At 41.1% G+C, this 22,331-nt stretch carries 24 protein-coding genes; 15 read left to right on the top strand and 9 right to left on the bottom strand.

The window, feature by feature from the left end:
* Nucleotides 1-67: 67 nt before the first annotated feature.
* The 10 genes from E0H81_RS06080 to E0H81_RS06035 all read left to right on the top strand — a co-directional run bounded on the left by E0H81_RS06080 (nucleotide 68) and on the right by E0H81_RS06035 (nucleotide 8,007).
* Nucleotides 68-466 (top strand): ATP synthase subunit I, encoded by a 399-nt coding sequence (locus E0H81_RS06080; protein WP_131317402.1) that lies wholly within the window; start codon nucleotides 68-70, stop codon nucleotides 464-466.
* A 105-nt stretch (nucleotides 467-571) separates the two neighbouring features.
* Nucleotides 572-1,447 carry a F0F1 ATP synthase subunit A gene (gene atpB / locus E0H81_RS06075; protein WP_131317400.1) on the top strand — a complete coding sequence of 292 codons (876 nt, stop codon included), beginning with the start codon at nucleotides 572-574 and terminating at the stop codon, nucleotides 1,445-1,447.
* Between the two features lie 82 nt (nucleotides 1,448-1,529).
* Entirely contained in the window at nucleotides 1,530-1,775 is a 246-nt protein-coding gene (atpE, locus tag E0H81_RS06070) for a F0F1 ATP synthase subunit C (protein WP_000424060.1), read from the top strand.
* A 38-nt stretch (nucleotides 1,776-1,813) separates the two neighbouring features.
* Entirely contained in the window at nucleotides 1,814-2,284 is a 471-nt protein-coding gene (locus tag E0H81_RS06065; protein WP_131317398.1) for a F0F1 ATP synthase subunit B, read from the top strand.
* A gap of 11 nt (nucleotides 2,285-2,295) precedes the next feature.
* Nucleotides 2,296-2,832, top strand: a complete 537-nt coding sequence (locus E0H81_RS06060; protein WP_131267493.1) for a F0F1 ATP synthase subunit delta — start codon at nucleotides 2,296-2,298, stop codon at nucleotides 2,830-2,832.
* A gap of 62 nt (nucleotides 2,833-2,894) precedes the next feature.
* Nucleotides 2,895-4,439 (top strand): F0F1 ATP synthase subunit alpha, encoded by a 1,545-nt coding sequence (atpA, locus tag E0H81_RS06055; RefSeq protein ID WP_067864594.1) that lies wholly within the window; start codon nucleotides 2,895-2,897, stop codon nucleotides 4,437-4,439.
* An 88-nt stretch (nucleotides 4,440-4,527) separates the two neighbouring features.
* The gene (atpG, locus tag E0H81_RS06050; RefSeq protein WP_131317396.1) at nucleotides 4,528-5,397 is read left to right on the top strand and encodes a F0F1 ATP synthase subunit gamma; all 870 of its coding nucleotides are present in this window, start codon (nucleotides 4,528-4,530) and stop codon (nucleotides 5,395-5,397) included.
* A 26-nt stretch (nucleotides 5,398-5,423) separates the two neighbouring features.
* Nucleotides 5,424-6,818 carry a F0F1 ATP synthase subunit beta gene (atpD, locus tag E0H81_RS06045; protein ID WP_131267490.1) on the top strand — a complete coding sequence of 465 codons (1,395 nt, stop codon included), beginning with the start codon at nucleotides 5,424-5,426 and terminating at the stop codon, nucleotides 6,816-6,818.
* Between the two features lie 27 nt (nucleotides 6,819-6,845).
* Nucleotides 6,846-7,265: a F0F1 ATP synthase subunit epsilon gene (locus E0H81_RS06040; RefSeq protein WP_131267489.1), complete on the top strand. Its 420-nt coding sequence runs from the start codon at nucleotides 6,846-6,848 to the stop codon at nucleotides 7,263-7,265.
* A gap of 46 nt (nucleotides 7,266-7,311) precedes the next feature.
* Complete coding sequence (locus E0H81_RS06035) at nucleotides 7,312-8,007, top strand: hypothetical protein (protein ID WP_131317394.1); 696 nt, start codon at nucleotides 7,312-7,314, stop codon at nucleotides 8,005-8,007.
* Between the two features lie 108 nt (nucleotides 8,008-8,115).
* Here E0H81_RS06035 and E0H81_RS06030 read toward each other — a convergent pair whose 3' ends face one another.
* Nucleotides 8,116-9,060, bottom strand: a complete 945-nt coding sequence (locus tag E0H81_RS06030) for a hypothetical protein (RefSeq protein WP_131317392.1) — start codon at nucleotides 9,058-9,060, stop codon at nucleotides 8,116-8,118.
* A gap of 276 nt (nucleotides 9,061-9,336) precedes the next feature.
* Here E0H81_RS06030 and E0H81_RS06025 point away from each other — a divergent pair, with 276 nt between their 5' ends.
* Nucleotides 9,337-9,642 carry a hypothetical protein gene (locus E0H81_RS06025; RefSeq protein ID WP_323052949.1) on the top strand — a complete coding sequence of 102 codons (306 nt, stop codon included), beginning with the start codon at nucleotides 9,337-9,339 and terminating at the stop codon, nucleotides 9,640-9,642.
* A gap of 502 nt (nucleotides 9,643-10,144) precedes the next feature.
* Here E0H81_RS06025 and E0H81_RS06020 read toward each other — a convergent pair.
* The 5 genes from E0H81_RS06020 to E0H81_RS06000 all read right to left on the bottom strand — a co-directional run bounded on the left by E0H81_RS06020 (nucleotide 10,145) and on the right by E0H81_RS06000 (nucleotide 13,711).
* Complete coding sequence (locus E0H81_RS06020) at nucleotides 10,145-10,774, bottom strand: PM1805 family lipoprotein (RefSeq protein WP_131317391.1); 630 nt, start codon at nucleotides 10,772-10,774, stop codon at nucleotides 10,145-10,147.
* Nucleotides 10,775-10,920: 146 nt separating this feature from the next.
* On the bottom strand, nucleotides 10,921-11,298 hold the full coding sequence (locus E0H81_RS06015; protein WP_131317389.1) for an RcnB family protein: 378 nt from the start codon (nucleotides 11,296-11,298) through the stop codon (nucleotides 10,921-10,923).
* Between the two features lie 210 nt (nucleotides 11,299-11,508).
* Complete coding sequence (locus tag E0H81_RS06010; RefSeq protein ID WP_131317386.1) at nucleotides 11,509-12,054, bottom strand: glutathione peroxidase; 546 nt, start codon at nucleotides 12,052-12,054, stop codon at nucleotides 11,509-11,511.
* A gap of 151 nt (nucleotides 12,055-12,205) precedes the next feature.
* Nucleotides 12,206-12,757: a PM1805 family lipoprotein gene (locus tag E0H81_RS06005; RefSeq protein ID WP_131317384.1), complete on the bottom strand. Its 552-nt coding sequence runs from the start codon at nucleotides 12,755-12,757 to the stop codon at nucleotides 12,206-12,208.
* Nucleotides 12,758-12,958: 201 nt separating this feature from the next.
* Nucleotides 12,959-13,711, bottom strand: a complete 753-nt coding sequence (locus E0H81_RS06000; protein WP_131317382.1) for a helix-turn-helix transcriptional regulator — start codon at nucleotides 13,709-13,711, stop codon at nucleotides 12,959-12,961.
* Between the two features lie 188 nt (nucleotides 13,712-13,899).
* Between E0H81_RS06000 and E0H81_RS05995 the strand changes: the two genes are divergently transcribed.
* The gene (locus E0H81_RS05995) at nucleotides 13,900-14,814 is read left to right on the top strand and encodes a DMT family transporter (RefSeq protein WP_131317380.1); all 915 of its coding nucleotides are present in this window, start codon (nucleotides 13,900-13,902) and stop codon (nucleotides 14,812-14,814) included.
* 402 nt (nucleotides 14,815-15,216) lie between these two features.
* Here E0H81_RS05995 and tsaC read toward each other — a convergent pair whose 3' ends face one another.
* The 3 genes from tsaC to E0H81_RS05980 all read right to left on the bottom strand — a co-directional run bounded on the left by tsaC (nucleotide 15,217) and on the right by E0H81_RS05980 (nucleotide 18,261).
* Nucleotides 15,217-15,786 (bottom strand): L-threonylcarbamoyladenylate synthase type 1 TsaC, encoded by a 570-nt coding sequence (gene tsaC, locus E0H81_RS05990; RefSeq protein WP_131317378.1) that lies wholly within the window; start codon nucleotides 15,784-15,786, stop codon nucleotides 15,217-15,219.
* Nucleotides 15,787-15,831: 45 nt separating this feature from the next.
* Entirely contained in the window at nucleotides 15,832-16,989 is a 1,158-nt protein-coding gene (gene dprA / locus E0H81_RS05985; RefSeq protein ID WP_131317376.1) for a DNA-processing protein DprA, read from the bottom strand.
* Between the two features lie 111 nt (nucleotides 16,990-17,100).
* Nucleotides 17,101-18,261, bottom strand: coding sequence for a LysM peptidoglycan-binding domain-containing protein (locus E0H81_RS05980; protein ID WP_131317374.1), 1,161 nt, complete (start codon nucleotides 18,259-18,261; stop codon nucleotides 17,101-17,103).
* A 119-nt stretch (nucleotides 18,262-18,380) separates the two neighbouring features.
* Here E0H81_RS05980 and def point away from each other — a divergent pair, with 119 nt between their 5' ends.
* From def to E0H81_RS05965, 3 genes are all read left to right on the top strand, one after another.
* Complete coding sequence (gene def, locus E0H81_RS05975; RefSeq protein WP_131271028.1) at nucleotides 18,381-18,911, top strand: peptide deformylase; 531 nt, start codon at nucleotides 18,381-18,383, stop codon at nucleotides 18,909-18,911.
* Between the two features lie 91 nt (nucleotides 18,912-19,002).
* Nucleotides 19,003-19,431, top strand: a complete 429-nt coding sequence (locus E0H81_RS05970) for a DUF2946 family protein (protein WP_131317372.1) — start codon at nucleotides 19,003-19,005, stop codon at nucleotides 19,429-19,431.
* A gap of 88 nt (nucleotides 19,432-19,519) precedes the next feature.
* The gene (locus E0H81_RS05965; protein WP_131317370.1) at nucleotides 19,520-21,592 is read left to right on the top strand and encodes a TonB-dependent copper receptor; all 2,073 of its coding nucleotides are present in this window, start codon (nucleotides 19,520-19,522) and stop codon (nucleotides 21,590-21,592) included.
* Nucleotides 21,593-22,331 lie beyond the last annotated feature (739 nt).

Below are 22,331 nucleotides of genomic sequence, written 5' to 3'. Positions count from 1 at the left end.
AATGCCTGCGATTAAAAACGATCATCAGCTAAACTTGTCAAGCATGATTGCTGTGAGTGAATAAATAATGAGCCGAACTAGTCGCATGGTTGACCGACGATTAGCGAAAGCTTTGGTCATCTTACAAGCAGGCATGATCCCTGTTTCAGCCTTGATAGCGTGGGTCCTGAAAGACTCAACTGCAGCTTACAGCGCTGCGCTTGGTGCGTTGGTGTGCTGGCTTGCAAGTTGTTATTTTTCTTGGCAATCGTTTCGAGCCGCAGGTGCGCGAGCTTCAAAGCAGGTTCTTTCGAACATGTATAGAGGCCTGATGGGCAAGTTTGCAATTGTGATCGTTGGTTTCATTTTAATTTTAAGTAACGTTAAACCGTTGTCAGCGGGAGCGTTGTTTTGTGGTTTTATCCTCGTTCAAGCCATGTCGTGGGTCGCTCCTTTTTTAGCGTCACGTCTACAAAAACGGGTTTAAGCACAACAAAAAATTGAAAAGTTTTTTAGGAGATGGACGAGATATCAGGCAGCACGCGATGTTCGTTCACTCTATTTAGTATTTGACATTGACCAGGTGTGATTTATGGCTGCTGAAGAACATGCGCTTACTTCGACCGAGTATATCAAGCATCACTTGACCAATATGACCTATGGCAAGATGCCTGATGGCTCGTGGAAGTTGGCTGAGACTGCTGAAGAAGCTCAACAGATGGGGTTCACTGCTATTCACTTGGATTCAATGGGTTGGTCAATCACGCTGGGTGTGATTTTCTGTTTGTTGTTCTGGGTTGTAGCGAAAGCTGCAAACTCTGGTGTTCCTACCAAGTTCCAGTCAGCAATTGAAATGATCATTGAGTTTGTTGATTCAAGTGTTCGTGATACTTTCCACGGAAAGTCACGTTTGATTGCACCGCTTGCACTGACCATTTTCGTGTGGATTTTCCTCATGAACTTAATGGATTTGATGCCGGTAGATTTCATTCCTCATTTAGCTACGCTTATTGGTAGCAATGTATTCGGAATGGATCCACATAGTGTGTATTTCAAAATCGTACCAACAACAGATCCAAACATCACATTAGGGATGTCTTTATCTGTATTCGCTCTCATTATTTTCTACAGTATTCGTGAAAAAGGTTTGAGTGGCTTTGTTGGTGAGTTGGCGCTGAACCCGTTCAATCCAAAGAATCCAATCGCTAAAGCGCTTTTAATTCCATTTAACTTGCTTTTGGAATTGGTAACTTTCCTTGCACGTCCAATTTCATTGGCTCTACGACTATTCGGTAACATGTATGCGGGTGAGTTAATCTTCATCCTTATCGCGTTACTACCGTTCTGGATTCAATGGGCATTGTCTGTGCCATGGGCTATTTTCCATATCTTAATTATCACGCTACAAGCATTTATTTTCATGATGCTGACTATCGTATATTTGAGCATGGCAAGCGAAAAGCATTAATGGTAATTGCCTAACTATCATAAGATGGTTGGGTACAATTTTTAATTTAATTGGGTAAAACCTAACCTCTGAGGAATTTTTCATGGAACTCACTTTAGGTCTAGTTGCAATTGCATCTGCTATCTTGATCGCTTTTGGTGCTTTAGGTACTGCGATTGGTTTTGGTCTTTTAGGCGGCCGTTTCCTTGAAGCTGTTGCACGTCAACCAGAATTGGCTCCACAACTTCAAACTCGTATGTTTTTAATCGCAGGTCTTCTTGATGCTGTGCCTATGATCGGTGTTGGTATTGGCTTGTTCTTCATCTTCGCTAATCCATTTGTAGGTTAATCAGCTTAATTCCTAAATTAAACTATTGAGGAATAGCTATGAATATCAACCTCACATTGATTGGCCAAGCAATTGCGTTTGCGATGTTTGTCGCATTCTGCATGAAGTTTGTATGGCCACCACTAATCAATGCGATTAGTGAACGTCAGCGTCGTATCGCTGATGGGCTAAATGCTGCTGAAAAAGCAAAAGCTGACCTTGCCGATGCGCAAGCTCAAGTGAAAGCTGAATTAGATGTGGCAAAAGCACAAGCGGCTCAATTGATCGAACAAGCGAACCGTCGTGGTGCACAATTGATCGAAGAAGCGCGTACCCAAGCATCTGCTGAAGGTGAGCGTATCCGTCAACAGGCGAAAGAAACTGTTGATACTGAAATCAATTCTGCACGCGAAGAATTACGTCAACAAGTTGCTGCCTTGGCAGTTACTGGTGCAGAAAAAATTCTGAACCAGCAAGTTGATGCGGAAGCTCACAATGCCATGCTTACTCAGCTGGCTGCTAAACTTTAAGCGAGGCGATTATGGCTGAACTCTTGACGTTGGCACGCCCGTACGCAAAAGCAGCATTTGCTTTCGCTTCTGAGCAAGGTGCAACTGACAATTGGTCGAATGTGTTACAAGTGCTCAGTGCTGCGGTGCAAGACGAAGCATTTTCCGCTTATTTGAATCGCCCTGAGCTTACTCCTGCTGAGCAGGTGAGTGTTTTTGCAAAAGTTTTAGGTGAGAATCAAACTCAAGAAGTGTCAAACTTTTTGACTCTTCTTGCAGACAACGATCGTTTAGCGTTGTTACCTGAAATTGAAACAGAATACGAACTGCTCAAATCACAGAATAACAATACTGTGGATGTTGTGATTGAATCAGCATTCCCTGTGACTTCTGTACAGGAACAATTACTGGTTCAAGCGTTAGAGAAAAAATTTAACGCTGCGGTAAATGTAACTGTAGAAGTTAATCCTGCGTTAATTGCAGGTGTTGTTATTCGTGCAGGCGACCAAGTGATAGATGACTCTGCACTTAACAAGCTTGAAAAAATGCGGACTCGTCTTCTTGCGTAATTTTTTTTAAAAATTACTGCATAGAAGAAGACTGAACTTTAAAAAGATTGAGGTATAGCGCAATGCAACAACTGAATCCATCCGAGATCAGTGCGCTCATTAAACAGCGTATCGGCGATCTGGACACCAGCGCAACCGCTAAGAACGAAGGGACCATTGTTATGGTTTCCGACGGTATTGTGCGTATTCACGGCCTTGCTGATGCAATGTACGGTGAAATGATCGAATTCGACGGCGGCTTATTTGGTATGGCACTGAACCTAGAACAGGATTCAGTGGGCGTCGTTGTTTTAGGTAACTACTTAAGCCTTCAAGAAGGTCAAAAAGCGCGTTGCACAGGTCGTGTATTAGAAGTTCCGGTTGGTCCAGAACTTTTAGGCCGTGTAGTAGATGCTTTGGGTAACCCAATTGATGCTAAAGGCCCAATTGATGCTAAATTAACTGATGCTGTTGAAAAAGTAGCACCAGGCGTAATTTGGCGTCAATCAGTGGATCAACCTGTACAAACTGGTTATAAATCAGTAGATACAATGATCCCTGTAGGCCGTGGTCAACGTGAGTTGATCATTGGTGACCGTCAAACTGGTAAAACAGCAATGGCGATCGACGCGATCATCGCGCAGAAAAACTCTGGCATTAAATGTGTATACGTAGCAATCGGTCAAAAACAATCGACTATCGCTAACGTTGTGCGCAAGCTAGAAGAAACTGGCGCTATGGCGTATACAACTGTTGTCGCAGCAGGTGCATCTGATCCAGCAGCAATGCTGTATTTGGCTCCGTACTCTGGCTGTACAATGGGCGAATACTTCCGTGACCGTGGTGAAGACGCGCTTATCATTTATGATGACTTGTCTAAACAAGCTGTTGCGTATCGTCAAATTTCATTGCTTTTACGCCGTCCACCAGGTCGTGAAGCATATCCTGGTGACGTATTCTATTTACACTCACGTTTACTTGAACGTGCTTCACGTGTATCTGCTGCATACGTTGAGAAATTCACTAACGGTGAAGTTACTGGCAAAACTGGTTCATTAACTGCATTACCGATTATTGAAACTCAAGCCGGTGACGTATCTGCATTCGTACCGACTAACGTAATTTCGATTACAGATGGTCAGATCTTCTTAGAAACATCATTATTCAATGCAGGTATTCGTCCTGCTGTGAACGCGGGTATCTCTGTATCTCGTGTTGGTGGTTCTGCGCAAACTAAGATCATCAAAAAATTGTCTGGTGGTATCCGTACCGCTTTGGCGCAATACCGTGAATTGGCAGCGTTTGCTCAGTTCGCTTCTGATCTTGATGAAGCAACTCGTAAACAGCTTGAACATGGTCAACGTGTAACTGAATTAATGAAGCAAAAACAATATGCTCCATATTCAATTGCTGACCAAGCTGTTTCAATTTATGCATCTAACGAAGGTTATATGACTGACGTTGAAGTGAATAAAATCGTTGCATTTGATGTTGCGCTTGTTTCTTACTTCCGTTCAGAAAACGCTGCGTTAATGCAAAAAATTGACGAGACTGGTGCTTGGGATAAGGAAATCGAAGCTGCATTCAAAGCTGGTATTGAAAGCTTTAAAGCGACTCAAACTTACTAATTTTAGCAATAGCTAAAAGCTAGTAGGCTTGGTTCACGGAATCAACCTTCGGAGGCTTGAAAAAGCCTTCGAATACTAGGTTAAGCGTATGGCAAATTTAAAAGAAATTCGCGCCAAAGTAGCTAGTATCAAGTCGACGCAGAAAATTACGCGTGCGATGCAGATGGTAGCTGCTTCTAAAATGCGTCGTGCGCAAGAGCGCATGGCTCAAGGCCGTCCGTATGCCGAAAATATGCACCGTGTAATTGCTCATTTGGTCCAAGCGAACCCTGAATACAAACACCGTTATATGGTTGAACGTCCGGTAAAACGCGTTGGCTATATCATTGTGTCTTCAGATCGTGGCCTTGCTGGTGGTTTGAACATTAACCTGTTCAAGAAAGTGGTTAAACACGTCCAACAGCAACAAGAGCAGTCAATTGAAGTTCAATTTGCTTTAATTGGTCAAAAAGCGGTTTCGTTTTTTAAAAACTACGGCGGTAAAGTGCTTGGTGCAAACACTCAAGTGGGTGATGCTCCTAGTCTTGAACAGTTATCTGGTTCTGTACAGGTGATGTTGAATGCATTTGATAAAGGCGAGTTAGATCGTATTTATCTAGTGTCTAATGGCTTCGTGAATGCCATGACTCAAAATCAAAAGATTGAGCAACTCGTTCCTTTGGCAGCTGCTGAAGACGGCGAGAATCTGAACCGTTCATACGGTTGGGATTATCTCTATGAACCAGAAGCTGAAGAGCTATTAAATGGTTTATTGGTTCGCTATATCGAGTCTGTGGTGTATCAGGGTGTGATTGAAAACATCGCATGTGAGCAATCTGCACGAATGGTGGCAATGAAAGCTGCTACCGACAATGCGGGTGACATCATCAAGAGCCTACAACTTATTTATAACAAGCTGCGTCAAGCCGCGATTACTCAGGAAATTTCTGAGATCGTTGGTGGTGCCGCTGCCGTTTAACATTATTTTGAATTGAGGAGACAGCAATGAATAGCGGTCGTATCATTCAGATCATCGGCGCGGTAATCGACGTCGAGTTTGAACGCAACAGCGTTCCTAAGATCTATGACGCTCTCCATGTTGAAGGTACTGAAACTACTTTAGAAGTTCAGCAACAACTTGGTGATGGCGTAGTTCGTACTATTGCAATGGGTTCTACTGAAGGCCTTAAGCGTGGTTTGAACGTAGTTAACACTGGTGCTCCAATCTCTGTACCTGTAGGTACAGCATGTTTGGGTCGTATCATGGATGTTCTTGGTCGCCCAATTGACGAAGCTGGTCCTGTTGCGACAGAAGCACGTTTGCCGATTCACCGCGCAGCACCTTCTTATGCTGAACAAGCGGCTTCTACTGACCTTTTAGAAACTGGTATTAAAGTCATCGACTTACTTTGCCCGTTTGCGAAAGGTGGTAAAGTTGGTCTGTTCGGTGGTGCCGGCGTTGGTAAAACTGTAAACATGATGGAATTGATCAACAACATCGCGAAAGCTCACTCAGGTTTATCTGTGTTTGCTGGTGTTGGTGAACGTACTCGTGAAGGTAATGACTTCTATCACGAAATGAAAGATTCTAACGTTCTAGACAAAGTAGCAATGGTCTACGGTCAGATGAATGAGCCACCAGGAAACCGTTTACGCGTAGCGTTGACTGGTTTGACTATGGCTGAATACTTCCGTGACGAGAAAGATGAAAACGGTAAAGGCCGTGACGTATTGTTGTTCGTTGACAACATTTACCGTTACACATTGGCTGGTACCGAAGTGTCTGCACTTCTAGGTCGTATGCCATCTGCAGTAGGTTATCAACCAACTCTTGCAGAAGAGATGGGTGTTCTTCAAGAACGTATTACATCGACTAAGTCTGGTTCTATTACGTCAATCCAAGCGGTATACGTACCTGCCGATGACTTAACAGATCCATCGCCTGCTACAACGTTTGCTCACTTAGACGCAACTGTTGTATTGAGCCGTGACATCGCATCTTCTGGTATTTATCCAGCGATCGATCCACTAGACTCAACTTCACGCCAACTTGATCCATTAGTAGTTGGTGCTGAGCATTACGAAATTGCTCGTTCAGTTCAAAACGTTCTTCAACGTTATAAAGAATTGAAAGACATTATCGCAATTCTTGGTATGGACGAGCTTGCTGAAGAAGATAAATTGGTTGTTTACCGTGCGCGTAAAATCCAACGTTTCTTCTCTCAACCGTTCCACGTAGCTGAAGTATTTACTGGCGCGCCTGGTAAATTAGTATCTCTTAAAGAAACGATTCGTGGCTTTAAAGGTCTTCTCGCTGGTGAATACGATCACATTCCAGAACAAGCGTTCTATATGGTTGGTGGTATTGACGAAGTTATTGCTAAAGCCGAGAAACTTTAATTAGCTACTCTAATTTAGGAGATTCTCATGGCGACTATGCAATGTGATGTTGTAAGTGTAAACGAGTCTTTGTACTCGGGCACTGTAACGATGCTAATTGCAAAAGGTGCTGGCGGTGAGTTGGGTATTATGCCTGGCCATGCTCCGTTGGTAACTTTGCTCAAGCCAGGCGCAATTCGCGTTTTGCTTGAAAATGGTACAGAAGAGTTAATCTATGTATCAGGTGGTGTTCTTGAAGTTCAACCGCACGTGGTTACGATTCTTGCAGATACTGCAGTTCGTGCACACGATTTAGATGAAGCTGCAATTCTTGAAGCGCGTAAAAACGCTGAAACATTGCTTGCCAATCAAAAGAGTGAGTTGGACACTGCTGCTGCACTTGCTGTTTTGGCAGAAACTGTTGCTCAGTTAGAAACGATCCGCAAAATCAAAAACCGCGCTCAATAAGAGACGGTTCGAGATTAAAGAAACCACCCGGAAGGGTGGTTTTTTTATGGTATATACAATTAACAATAAAAAGGAATTAGAGTTGAAGAAATTTTCAGAACTAAATTTATATAGAAAAATGCTTTCTATGTTCTTACTTACTTTTTCTTATACCTTGTTGATAACAATTGTGTTTATTTTTCCGATATCAAATGATAAAGGGACTACTTTAGCTTCTTGTTTGAGTGTTAGTGCAACTTTGTATGCAGCAATAGTTGCATATCTATTACTTGATAATTGGAAAATTGAGCATAGAGAAAACTTAAAAAGTGCTTATTTCCAGAAAACTTTTGATAAATATATAGAGTTAAAAGATGCTATTTATGTGCTTCAGAATATTCATGATTCTTGGCTTGAAGATATTTATAGAAATCAGGGTCAAATTGATGATTATGAGGATGGTGGACTAATTAAAGGAGTTTCTAATGTCAAAATCCATTTAAAGGAAATAGCGAATAGATTTGATTATTATGCAATTATTTTTAAAGATAAAACTTACGAACAAACAATTAAAGAATTTAAAGCCGAACTAGATAAAGTATTAGATCCAATTTTAGAGGAATATCATGAAAGAGAGGGACAGGTTTATCATTCTGAACATTTTGATGATGCTAAAAGTTTAAAAGAGCAGCTACCAATAATTGTAAAGCAATATGATGAAAGTATTTCTGACCTAATGTCTAATAAGATTCTATTAAAGTGATTTATTCATTTAAAATGAGAAGGGAAAATCAAAAATCCCCCATTCCCCACAGTCTTCACCTTAAATATCTCATCAAAACTGTTTGGTCTATTTTCCTAAATCCAAACTCTAGTTTTTATCTTCTTTAAAGAAAGCCTCTCTGAGCTGAGCTGACAACAGACGAGTCACTCTGTCATTTTGCATCTTAATCAATTGCTTTAATTTTTCAGCTTTTGGTGCATCTGTAAGGATAAAAATATCTTCTTTAGATTGGTCAGTATATGAAACAGGTCGAGGGTTTGCTGTGACCAAATTGGATGAAGCGGGGTATTCAATATGCCAAAGCTGAGTTGAAAGCGCCTTAATATATTTATATTCATCCGTATTTGGCTGAAAATGCTTATACAGATGTAAATCTTGCAATGCTTCTGAAGAACTGTGTATTGCAGTTGAGGATGGACTTTGCCATTCGGCAACAATCGGGTGAATCTCATGTTGCATCAAATGGTAGTCAAGCCAGTCGCCAAGTAAGCTGTGGTCAATATCTGCAACATAATCGCTATTTTGCTGGACTAACTGTTGTAACCGTTGCAATACGATAATTTCTTGTTGTTGCAGCGCATAACGTGCTGCAGTATCCAGTTGTTCAAACTCTGCAATGGGCAGATCTAATAAACGTTGTTGCTGTTCAAAAACATCAACAATATTGCTTTGATGGATATTATTCCATTGTTGTAGCGCATGAATTTCAAGTTGTTGAATTTCTTTAAATGCCTTGCTTCGATAGTGACTGAGCTTAAGACGCTGAATATTTTGCTGGTTGAATTCAATTCGTTGCTTTATGTATTCAACATAAGCAGCTGTTTGTTTTGGATTGACCGGCTGAATGACATCAACCAATAATAATTGATGTTGTTGAGTGTGTTTGAGCCAGTCCTGAATCAGTTGAACATCTTTGATTTGTTTAGAAAAAAACTGGTTTAAGCGTGGCGTGGTTTTTTCAGGCATGCTGAAATGCAACACGCCATATGCCATGATTGCTAAACAGACCACCCCAAGAACAATTTTTTTCATTATATAAAATATTTTTCTGCGTTTTAATCTGCACATTTTATAGTAAAAACGAGAAGTGGTTACTGTTTTTTTATAAAAGCATCAATTATTTATAGCTAAAATAGAAAACTTCCCATTTCCTGTAATTTTTAGCTTAAATATTCCAGCAAGCTTTCAGCCAAACTTGGGTCTTTATTTTATAAAAATAAGCCTGCTATCTTCATCGTAATCTAAAGTGTTATTCCACCAAATTAGCCTGTAGCTTATTCTTATAAAAAATCTTTGAATGATAAATTGATGAGTATGAAAATAATCGAATTAGAGCCCCATTTTTGGGAGCTCTATCAAGAGAGTGAACAGTTATATTTAGCAATTGCGATTGATGTCAGTTCTGTGGTGTCGTGTTGGGATCTGGTCTTAACTCGAATAGAAATAGAGGCTTATCAAAATTTCGGTCGCAACAGTATTGATCAACTTGCGAAAAAATTGGTGAAAGAGGTCTTTCGTGGCAATTTTTCTAATCTTGAAAATCGTCCTGCATCAGCAGCAGAAAAACAGGCAATGCAAGTCACATTTAAAAGCTGGCGTAACAGTCAAAAATAGTTTGGTTTTAAGTTTCGACTAACTGAACCGAAAATTCTCTATTGTCCACAATCTTTAGCTTAAAAAATTCATCTAAACCTTCACCTAAACTTGGCATGCCAAGCTTTCTAAAGGTTGCTCGAATACCGACTTCAGGAATGTGTGCTTTATTGGTATGTTGATTATTTCGTTCTAAAGTACTGTTTAAATCTGCTTTAAAATATAAGAAATCAATTCAAAACGGGTATCGTGGCAGGCTCAATATAACGTGCACGATCTGCTTTTGTCGGGTTGATTTCGAGTTGATATTATCAATGACACATTTAGCTTTATTGGTTAGATACATTTCAAAAATGAGATTTTCATTAAATAAAATTTTGATTAAATCGTGCAATGACAGAGATGGAGGAATTTACCGTAAATGACCAGGTTTTAAATGATCTGGTTTTAGTTATTTTTAATTTACGATCAATTTGATCAGACCAATTCATTGATGCTGAATTGGTCTAAATCGCTTTAAGCATTAGCCTTCCTGATCTGCTTCACTCTGGTCTTGTTCATTCTGTTCTGCTTCATCCTGACCTTGTGGAATCATCATTCCAGCCAATTTGATCATTTCCATTTGGATGCTGCCCATCTGTTTTTCAATTTTCTTGAAATCGACCTGACTCAAATCGACGTCACCATTTAAAAGTGGGGTAGCAAGGGTTTGCTGATTGGCTTGCATGATATTTTGACGAATCGAATCAATTTCCTGACTTTTCAGGTTCAAGCCAGTCAGTGCCTGATTAAATCCAGTCAGTTGCTGTTTCAGGGTTTTGGCAGTGCTTTGTAGCTGCTGTTGGTCTTTGTCATTGATTGCAGTTTCTAAATCAGTTTGAGTCTGCTTGAGCTGCTCAACATAATCGCCGGCTTTAAGCTGCATATCTGCAACGTCACGCACGATATAAAATATGTTGCCGCTTTTGAGTTCAGGCTTGGATATTTCTGCTGAATCTTTCGCTGATTCTGAAACCTGTTCAGATACTTCGCTTGATTGTGAAGTTCGGTCTTCGGTTGAATCAGGAGAGTTGGCTTGCTCGCAACCAATCAACAAAATGCCCGCACTAAACATCACAAAAGGAGAAACCACATTTTGGATGAATTTTTTCATAATCAATTCATATCTTTACTTTAATCCTGCCTAATATAAGGGTGAAATGTGTAGAAAAGAATGATTGTTGCAAAGCGATAACAAATTTATTTCCAGGCATTAAAAAAGAGTACCGAAGCACTCTTTTCTCACCGAGATTGTTGGGATTAGCCAGCAATAATTTTGATAATGTTATGACTCATGATATTGGTTAAAACATAATCGCCATTCACTTTAATCCATTGTTGGTTTTTACCCGGTTTGCTCAATTTTTTAAATTTTTTGTGGTCTACTTTATAGCTGTGGCCATAGTATTGAGTTGGTACTTTTTGACCCACTCGCCAGTCATGTGATGGATTCACCGCTTTTTTATGTACAGCATTGTGGTGTTGCTGAACTGGTGTCTTATGGTGATTTTGAACAGGTTGATGGCCATATTGCTGGTGATGTTGTTGTGGATTATGCTCTTGTGGAGCAGCCATTGCAGGTGCAGCAACCAGAGCTGTAGATAATGATAAAACGATTGCTTTTACTAGAGTATTCATACTTCACCTTGTGTTCATGGCGGTTGGTTTATGCGTCCACTATATTGCTAAGTCATTGATACATCGTGGATGAAGTGTTGTTGAATAATTAAAATAAAGGATGAAGTGTGAAGTATTAAAGTATGAGTTTTTACGTGGTTAAGTTTTTGTTTTTGAATAAAAAATATAAGTATCTATAAGTGGTATAGATACTTACATTACTGTTACAAATTACTTGGCAAGTTCTGCATTCACCGCATCAACGATACGTGCATCATCTGCAGTAATATCCGGTGCGAAACGTGCCACAACCTCACCATTTTTATTGATCAGGAATTTTTCAAAGTTCCACAGCACTTCCGGTTTAGGGTTCGGGGTTAAACCATAATCAACCAGATCTTTCCACCACGGACCTTCACCCATACGTTCTGGAATGGCTTGAGTCAAGGTTTGATAAAGTGGGTGCTTGTCTTCACCGGCAACTGAAATTTTAGAAAACAGGGGGAAATTCACTTGGTAATTGATTGAACAGAATTCCTGAATTTCTTCATCAGAACCGGGTTCTTGTGCCAAGAAATTGTTGGCAGGAAAACCTAAAATCTCAAGTCCCTGATCCTTCTTTTCCTTATACAGTTTTTCCAAGCCTTCATATTGCGGAGTAAGACCACATTTAGATGCGGTATTTACAATGAGCAGAACTTTACCTTGATACTGGTTCAGTGTGGTGTCATTGCCTTGAATGGTTTTGACAGGAATGTCATAAACGGATTGGCTCATTCTGTTGTCCTTAAATGCTTGAGATTATCGTTGTTTTGTTTTAACGGTTATTGCGCCTATCGACAAGCATTTATTGGTAATTCTAAAAATCTTCCCAGATAAACCAATTAAAAAACAGGCCAAAAGACCTGTTTTTTAAACTCACCTTAAATTATTGGGCGGTTTGCGCTTTGGTTTGCAGAGCCTGCATTTCAGTGACTAATTCTTTTTGCAATTCAGTGGCGCGGTTTTGCAGTTCAGTGATTTTTTTGGTATCCGGTGTATTGGCAATACTCGCTTCAGAAAGTTCTATACCAATATTATTGGATTCTTTAATTTTGCCACGAACAGCATTAAGCTCTGTGCTTTTCAGGCTTAAAGCGTCGAGGTCCTGATTGAAGCGTGCAATATAGCTTTTCATTTCCGCAACAATCGAATTTAAAGAGGCTTTATCACCTTTTTGCGCAGCTTGATTGGCTTTGTCTTGCAAGGCCGCTGCTTCTTTGGCCCGGCTGTTGGAGAGTGTCTGAATCTGGTTTAAATCATTTTTAATATCTGCGGCATTGTTTGAGCTTAAGGCGGCGGTTGCGGGTTGAGTACTCGCAGGAGGAGTAGATACCGCTGAACTAGTCGATGACGATGCTGGTGCTTCATTAGTTTTTTTATCGCACGCCGTTAATGCCATGGCAGCAAAACACAGTGAAGCCAATAATCGTTTTTTCATAACGCATCCTCACAGGTTTAATTGAATCATCAAAACTGACTCTATTAAACCTGATTCTATTCATTCAAATTTAAAAATACGGCACATACTAAGTTGAGTATGGTTCTCAAAGTCGCATACTTCTGTTGCTGCTGACTATGGTTTTTTTGTTGGCTTATCTACGACAAATTGCAAAAAAGGTAATTTAAACTCGTATAAAGATTAGATTTCACGCAGTTGTGCCGGAGTTTGTTCGGTATAGCGTTTAAAGAACTCAATAAAGCTGGAACTGTGCTGATAACCCAGTTCATAAGCCAATTTTTTCACGGTTTTGCCTTGGCGAATCTGCGTGATCGCATATAAGATTTTCGCCCGATTACGCCATTCGGATAAGCTCAATTGTAATTCTTGCTGGCTTAAACGCAGTAAATGCCGTTCACTTATGGATGAGTCGCGCAGCAACTGCTGCAAGCTTTTTTGAAATAACTGTGGATTGGCCAATTGCTGTAATAGCGGCTTAAGCAAAACATGACTGGTTTGCGGTAAATAATGTTCATAAACCGGTGCTGTTTTCAGCTGATCCATCAGCACCTGTAATAAATGCGCATAATGTGCGGTGGTTATGCCTTGCTGTTTTTGTTCCAGGATTTCATGTACCAGATGCCGAAGAAAGGGGCGAATACTTAAGGTTTTGGTACAAGCTGCAAAATGTTCACAGAGTGAAGGATGCACGCGAATACAGACATAATGGGTGATTTGTTCATCTAGGGCGATAGAGGCATGTGCTGTTTGAGGTGGCAGCCAGATACCGTAATTCGGTGGCGACAGATAAATTTGTCCTTCAATTTCATATTCTAAAATACCGTTCAAACTAAAATTGAAATCGCCCCACAAAGAACTGTGTGGCGCGACAATTTCATCCTTTTGATAAAAGAAATCATCCACTTCTACATATTGTTCAATATTTTCCAGCATGTGAATGTCCTTATTTTGGTTCTTCTCTGTCACTGCATCAATTTTATAGCTAGTACGAGTTTTCCTTACACAGCACTGAGCAATCTAAGCTGTGTCTGTAGCGCAATATTGATGTCTGAAATCCGATATTCTAATTATTTCAGACTTCAGTAAAAATGCATACTGGATATTTAAGCACAGGAAAGGGCATGACACAGCCAAACAAAACAGTCTGGTGGGCACTGGCTTTGCCATTACTGGCAGTTTTAATCTGGTCGATGAATATTACGGTGACACGTTATGTAGCAGACTATATTTCTCCTGTGAGTATCAGTTTTTATCGTTGGTTAATTGCTTTTCTTGTATTAACGCCTTTTATGTTGGGCAAAGTCTGGCGTGAACGTCAGTTGGTGATGCAACACTGGAAACAGCTTGCTGTACTGGGCGCTTTTGGCATGGTGTTGTATCAAGGCCTGGGCTATACCGCAGCACATTATACGACCGCGACCAATATGGGCATTATCAATGCCTTTATTCCTGTGTTTACCATCTTTGTTTCCATGCTCATGCTCAAGGATATTCCGAACCGTTTTGCAGTCGTGGGCAGTATCTTATCTTTTGCCGGTTTGCTCTATGTGATGGCGCAAGGGAATCTGCTTCATCTGCTGCAGTCAGGCGGCCATCTGGGCGATGCCATGATGGTACTGGCGGTATTTTTCTATGCTTTTTATGGCGTGTTCTTGAAAAAGTGGCAACTGCAAATTCCGTTGATGGTGAGTTTGTATGTGCAGATTGTTTTTGCCTTGCTTTACCATTTGCCCTTTGTTTTATGGTTAGGGCTGGATGCGATTGATCAGCACAATGTCGGCAGTGTTCTTTATGCCGGTATTTTCCCCTCTCTGATTGCCCCCTTAGTCTGGATGCTGGCAGTACAAATGATTGGACCGAATCGAACCAGTATTTTTATGAACCTGATGCCGGTCTGTACCGCAATTATTGCCAATTTGTGGTTGGCTGAAGCCTGGACGATTTATCACAGTATTGGGGGCGTGATCATTTTGCTGGGAATTTTATTGGCCCAAAAGAAAGTGATAACAGCAGCCACAGCAAAGTTGAATACTTAAGCTAAAAATAGATGAAAAAAACAACAAACGAATTTATTTTTTCATGTGTCGTTAATTGCGTACAAAGATGAATCAGGGGTTTAATCATAGCTTGAAATGACTGTTTTGAAAAAAGATGATTGAAAAATAGTGAGATAATTTAAATTGTTAAGAAAATGTGATGAATGCTTTATAGGTTTTAAGTGTTTTATAAGATATATAATATATTTGTATAACAAAACAATTTATTAGATAATATTTCTATCGTAAATGTTTAAGTATTTAAGCTTTTGCACCCAGCTTTACAGACCCTCTGGATGTGATTTATGCACATCCTTTTTATGCTCAGCCGTCCCTATATGGTTGAGCTTTTTTTTGTCTAAAAATTAGGATGGGTCAATCCATTCATCAAAATGATCCGCATTAAGCGCGGATCACTTCACCTGTTTCAGCATCAATAATCCGGCTCGGTTCTTGGCTAAGACCTAGATCACCGTTTAGGTAATTGATTTGAGTTGAGAAATACTGATTAGCTTCTTGCAGTGAGTGGGCAGGTGTGCCACCGGTAGGATTGGCACTGGTCGATACAATAAAACCATTAAACGCATTGCATAGCGCCACGCATAAAGGGTGGGTGGTAACACGCACCGCCACTTTCGGGTGGTTGCCTTTAATCCATTTTGGAATATGCTCGCCTGCAGGAAGTAACCAGGTGGTTGCGCGTTCAGTTGGTGAGCGATGACTCCACGAATCTATCACTTTCTGACGCATTTCTGCAGTGAGAGGTTCTAACAGAGGCTCAACTTGTGCGATCTGGGCTGCCAATAAAATTACCCCTTTTTCAATCGGGCGTTGCTTTAAGCGTAAAATTTTCAGGAAAGCCTGTTCATTAAACGGATCACAGCCTAAGCCCCAAACTGCCTCTGTAGGGTACGCTAAAACCTGTCCTTGTTTTAAACATTGAGCAGCTTCGGCAACAGAGGTGGTAATCATTGGATCTTATCCCTTCAAATACATTTAAGCGGGATATTGTGAACCTTATTTGCCTGGACGACAACGTAGATACAAACCTGCCTGCTGCATACATAAGCCAAGTAGCTCTAATTCCATCAGTTGGCTGGTCAATGTAGCAATATCGGATTGCAGTTTAGCGACCAGATCATCGATGGTTTGCCCGACCCAATCCAGCTGGTTATACAGCGGCGTTAAGTGAGGCGGTAATGCAGTGGGTGCTTGGATTGGTACTTGAAGGCTATCTGAATTTTTGCATTGTTCAATCTGCTGCTGATTCTGCCATTGGGTCGGCAGGGCCAAGTCTTCAATCACCTGTTCGGGATGGTCGACCAAAATGGCCCCTTCACGAATCAGTTGATGGCAGCCTTGATGATGCTCGCTATAAATATGACCGGGAATGGCAAAGATTGATTTACCTTGTTCGGCCGCCCATTTCGCCGTAATTAAAGAACCACTTTTCAGTGCGGCTTCTGCAACGATGACGCCCAGACTTAAACCGCTCACCAGGCGATTGCGCCGTGGAAAATGCTGCTGTAAAGGCGGTGTTCCTGGCAAGAATTCAGTCACCACTGTACCTGACTGGCTAATGATCTGTTGTCGCAGTTGCTGATGCTGTGTCGGGTAGGTCTGGTCCAGGCCAGTACCCATCACGGCAATGGTTCGACTGTGGCGTAAAGCCCCTTGATGTGCGGCTTCATCAATCCCTTCAGCCAAACCGCTAATAATGTAAAAACCTTGATCACTTAAATAATAGGCAAAATCATAAGCCACCTGTCGCCCGTGGCTGCTCGGTTTGCGGCTGCCGACAATCGCAATTTGAGGCTGCAACAGTGCCTTAGCATCACCTTGGCCAAATAGAATGGGCGGTTTATCTGCGTAGGGCAGCAGTTGAGTAGGGTAATCTGGATGTTCGAGTGTAAGAATAAAGTCGCTATGTTTTTGAATCAGGGCAACACAATGCTGAAATTGCAGCTGTGATTCAGGAAGATGAAAATCTCTCAGGCGCTGAATATGGTTTTTGTGAATGCCAAGCTTTTGCCAGGTTTCAATTTGATCGGGCTGTGTTGCCTCAGCGAGATGTGGATAGTGTTTATTGATTTTATAAAAGCTGGGCAGGGAGTGTTGCAGCAGAAACCATAAACGAATGTAATCCAGCTGCAAGCAGCTTAATGAATTGAGCATAATGAGACCTTTTAGATATGTCTTCTTTTTATTGTTTAAAAAATTTATTGTTTAAAAATTAAAATGAGGCTGAATCTCAGCCTCATTTCTAGATTTCGATTTATTTAACGATTATTCATCCATCAGTGGCGGCTGAATGCCAGCACCGACTTTAATCGGTAATTCACTATCCAGTACATAAGCATAGCTTAAGTTTTCAAAGCTTTTGAATACCATGATGTTACCAATACGTTGCCCAGGTAATTGCACACGTTCTTTGGTTTTCGGATCGGTGACGACTTCACCTTTCTGGTTCACTGTGAGCACATGTCCAACTTGAACACCTTGCAGGCTACCACGGTCAATGGTCACTACACTGTGTTTTGCCGCTGTGCCGATAGAACCCATCACGCGAACAACTTGCCCACCTGCAACCACTTCTTCGGCATTGGTCGGGTAGAACAAGGTTGGCAACATTGGATCGTATTCAGGAAGGACACGATCTCCACGACGAACTTCAGCATTATAAGTATCTGTCAGTTCAAGGGTGGTAATGTCATTTTCACCGCGAACTGCAACACCTGATGCGACTTGAATTAACTCAAGGCCAGCATTGTATTTTTTACCATTGGCATCGGTAAACATATACGGTTCGCCTTCACGGTAAACGGCATAGCGTTGACCGACTTCCAGACCATTTCCGCGTGCATAAACGGTTTGACCTTTGGCAGCAAGAACACGTTGATCGGCAGTACCTAAAATGTATGGCGTACCTTGAATCGATTCAGGTGCCACAATGGTGCTACGTTCCAGCCAGTGTTTGATGTATTCCAGAGGAATCACTGGAATAGCATTATTTAAAGATTCAACCCGAACTTGAGGTTGCAGTTTGGTGCCGGTGCCACCGGTATAGCGACGGATAATTCCTTCACAGCCATCACCCTCATCTTTACCAATAATCGGTTTGCCATTATAGGTACACATAAGCAGGCGGTCGCCCGGGAAAATCCAATGTGGATTTTTCACGTGTTTGTTGCTGGCCCAAATTTCAGGCCAGCGCACGGGATTTTTTAGAAATCTTTTGGAAATATCCCATAAAGTATCACCTTTTTTCACCACATAAACTTGTGGCGCACCGGCTTTTAATGTAGGTGGGTTTACATTTCGGGCGGGTGCCGCTTCAGCAACACTAACAACGCCGACCCCAACACTTACACAAACGGCAAGTGCCAATAATTGTTTTTTAAACCCCAAGGCACTAAAAGTTGGCATGCCCTTCAAAACCTTTTTCATTATCATAATTCCTAAAATTATGTATGTAGTTGCGTTATAATAACGATATTACACACATTTTTTTGATGAAGCATTCCTTCATTTTGTTTTTTGATCAATGGCATAAGTGAGGACACCGTATGGCCTTATTACCTATTTTAAGTTTCCCGGATCCCCGTCTTCGTACCATTGCTAAACCAGTCGAAGAAGTCACTGATGAAATTCGTCAGCTTGCAGCAGATATGTTTGAAACTATGTATGAAGCGCCTGGTATTGGCTTGGCTGCAACACAAGTGGACTACCATATTCAGCTGATTGTCATGGATTTATCTGAAAATAAAGATCAACCCATGGTATTTATTAACCCCAAAGTTACCCCGTTAACTGAAGAAACTCAGCCCTATGAAGAAGGCTGTCTGTCAGTGCCTCAAATATACGATAAAGTTGAGCGTCCGTCACGTGTAAAAATCGAGGCCATTAACCTTGAAGGTCAATCATTTGAGATGGAAGCAGACGAGCTTCTCGCTGTTTGTATTCAACATGAAATGGATCACTTAAATGGCAAGTTATTTGTCGATTATTTATCGCCATTAAAGCGTCAACGTGCACGTGAAAAAGTCGAAAAAACTGTTCGTCAACGCCAAAAAGAGAAAGTTGCGGTAAAACGTTAAGCACACATATTTAGATAAAATGAAAATTTACAAAGCCCAATTTCGATTGGGCTTTGTTATACTTGAGTTAGACAAATTTTAGGGTTTGCCGGTGCTTTTGCGTAGTGGTCTGCTGCTATCTTGTATAGCGGTATTTTTACAGATTGCTGTTTTTTTACAGCCCTTGCTACCGAAGCAATATCAGATTGCTCCGGTCTGTGAAACCATTACGCGTGCATTATTACTCAGCTCTAGCACTATTCATCAAACCTCCACTTCTGAACATTCCCATCATCAGGTAAATCAAGACACCCAATTGCATGAACAGCATGCAGGGCATGATCATGATGCCAACCATAAATGCCAGTACTGTACTGTCTACGGTAACTTGGTCTTGCCTCCTGAATTGGACGTTAAAGAAGTTCTAGATCGTATTCAAATTCGTTTAATTGCATTCCAAAAGACCTTTAGTCATGTCTGGTTTGTTCTACAGCGACTCTTTCTTCTGCCCCAAGGGCGAGCCCCACCACTATTTGCATAAATCGAAACCTGTTTTCGGGTCTTAATTGACTTAAGCCCTTGCGCTGCTTCAACCGCAGCTCATATTTATGTATTAGTGAGATTGAAAAATGGCTCAGCCAAAATTCTTTTTACAGCCTCTTGCAGCTGCGATTTGTGTTGTTTGTTATTCAGCTTCAGTATTTGCTCAAGAACAAACTGCAATTATTCAGACTTTAGCCCCAATTGTGGCAACTGCACATCAAGGCAATGATGCCAATGGTTTGATTGTGCGTGCAGATCCTAAGCAGCCGATTCAACCGATTCCCGCCAGTGATGGTGCTGATTATCTACAGAGTATTATGGGATTCAGCTCGATTAAAAATGGCGGCACTAATGGTGATGTGACTTTCCGTGGCATGTTTGGTTCGCGGATTAAAATTTTAGCGGATGGCACAGAAAATCTGGGTGCCTGCCCAAGCCGTATGGATGCGCCAACTTCTTATATTTCACCGGAAAGCTATGACCGCATTTCGGTGATTAAAGGTCCGCAAACGGTTCAATATGCCAATACCGGTTCGGCTGCGACCGTTATCTTTGAACGCGAAGCGGAAAAGCTGAGTCAAGATAAGCCTTATCGTGGTCAAGCCAGTGTCTTGATGGGTTCATATGGTCGTCTTGATCATAATGTTGAAGCCGCAGTAGGAGATGAACAGAAATATATTCGCCTGAATGCCAATCGCTCAGTTTCAGATAGCTATAAAGATGGTGACGGCAATACTGTTCCTTCGGATTGGGAACGCTGGAATGCGGATCTGGCTTTGGGATGGACACCGGATGAAAACACGTGGGTAGAACTTACTGGCGGGAAATCAGATGGTGAAGCAGTCTATGCTGGACGCGATATGGATGGTTCTCAATTTGCCCGTGAAAGTCTTGGACTGCGTGTAGAAAAGAAAAATGTCACCGAGGTGATCAAGAAAATTGAAGCGCAGGTGAACTATAGTTTTAACGATCATGTCATGGATAACTTTAGCTTGCGTACGCCACCGACTGAAAAAATGATGCATGACGGTATGGAGATGGAGATGCCGAATCCATCTTCTATGCAAGTGACACGCCGTACCTTAAATGCCCGGTTGGCTGCTGTCAGTGAATGGGATCGACTGCAGCTGACGACAGGGATCGATTCCCAGCAGAATCATCATGCCGGTAGCATGACATCAATGATGATGAATATGCCGATGCAAACCAATATGAAGTTCCAGTCTTATGGTGCGTTTGGTGAGTTGGCTTACCAGTTCAATGATAATTACAAGTTGGTCACAGGTGCACGTGTTGATCAGGTGAAAATTGATGCCTTAAAGCTCAATGATGACCGTAAAGAAACATTGCCAAGTGGATTTGTTCGTTTAGAGAATCAACATCCAGAGCATGATGCCAAATCCTATATCGGCGTAGGTTATGTCGAGCGTGTACCGGATTATTGGGAACTGTTTAGTGCCAAACACGGTAATACTGGGATACCTGTTCCTGCATTTAATGATCTCAATACCGAAAAAACTTTACAGTTAGACATGGGTTATCAACATGAGCATGGTGCACTCAGTTCTTGGGTTTCTGCTTATGCTGGACTGATCAATGATTATATTCTGATGAGTTATCATGATCATTCAGGATCTATGCCTGGCATGAACCATGGTAATGCTGAAAAAACAGCTGGCGCTAAAAATGTAGATGCGACCATTGCCGGCGCTGAAGCAGGCATTGGTTATCAATTTACCGGTCATCTGCAAGCGGATGTCAGTGCCATGTATGCCTGGGGTGAAAATACCACCGATGATAAACCTTTACCGCAAATTTCCCCTTTGGAAGGTCGGGTTAATCTGCGTTATGTGCAGGATCAATATACTTTGGGTGCATTGTGGCGTGTTGTGGATAGTCAAAATCGTATCAGTAAAGATCAAGGCAACATCGTGGGGTATGACTTGGGTGAAAGCCGTGGTTTTGGAACATTATCATTGAATGGCACCTATCATGTTTACGACGGGATAGACCTTTCCGTGGGTATTGATAACGTGTTGGATAAAACCTATAGCGAACACTTAAATAAAGCGGGGAGTGCCGGCTTTGGTTTTGCAGCTGATGAGCAATTTAATAATATTGGTCGTAACTACTGGGCACGCATCAGTATGAAATTCTGATTCAAACTGAATTTCATTAAAAAAAGCCATCGCTGTTTCAGTGATGGCTTTTTTATTTCTAGATAAATAGGCAATCGGTTAGATCTTTTTTAATGGATTTATTTTACTTGATCACACCATTTTGTTTATTAAGTAACAGTAATGTTGAAGAAAGCAGCAAGAATTGTTCTCTAAATAAGCATTAATGAGAGGGTTTATTTTTTTAATAGTAATAAAATCAGTATGTTGATTTATTTTGATTGCATGTTTTATAAGGAGAATAAAAAATATAAAATTAATTAACTATATAAAACAATATCTTATATTTTTATTGGAATATAAAAGCAACAGCCAAATAAAAACTTTCAAAAACAGGCTTGCAACCCCTCTGAAATACTGTAGAATGCACATCCATCGGCGGTGATGTTGATTAAAACTTGTTGAGAAACAAGGATTTAGCCTAAAGGGTAAAATCTGGAAGTCTTGAAGAAGTTAAAAATTAATTGGCAAAACCTGTTGACTATTCTTGTAAAGAGAGTAGTATAGCCGACCTAGCTTGCTGGTGACGAATCAGCAAGAAGATCATTAAGAGATTATGAAGAACAACTTGTGTGGATTTTTACTGGTTGATCAATCGAAATTATTTTCATTGATTGATGGTAGAAATGACTCGAAGTTTATTTGAGAAATATTTGTCAGAAAATTGATGAGCCAAGATTGGTGCCCTTTAAGGCACTAAGCAATATTAAACTGAAGAGTT

It is taken from the genome of Acinetobacter terrestris (assembly GCF_004331155.1).
In the GTDB taxonomy this organism is placed as follows: Bacteria; Pseudomonadota; Gammaproteobacteria; order Pseudomonadales; family Moraxellaceae; genus Acinetobacter; species Acinetobacter terrestris.
This window is presented reverse-complemented; position numbering and strand designations above follow the sequence as displayed.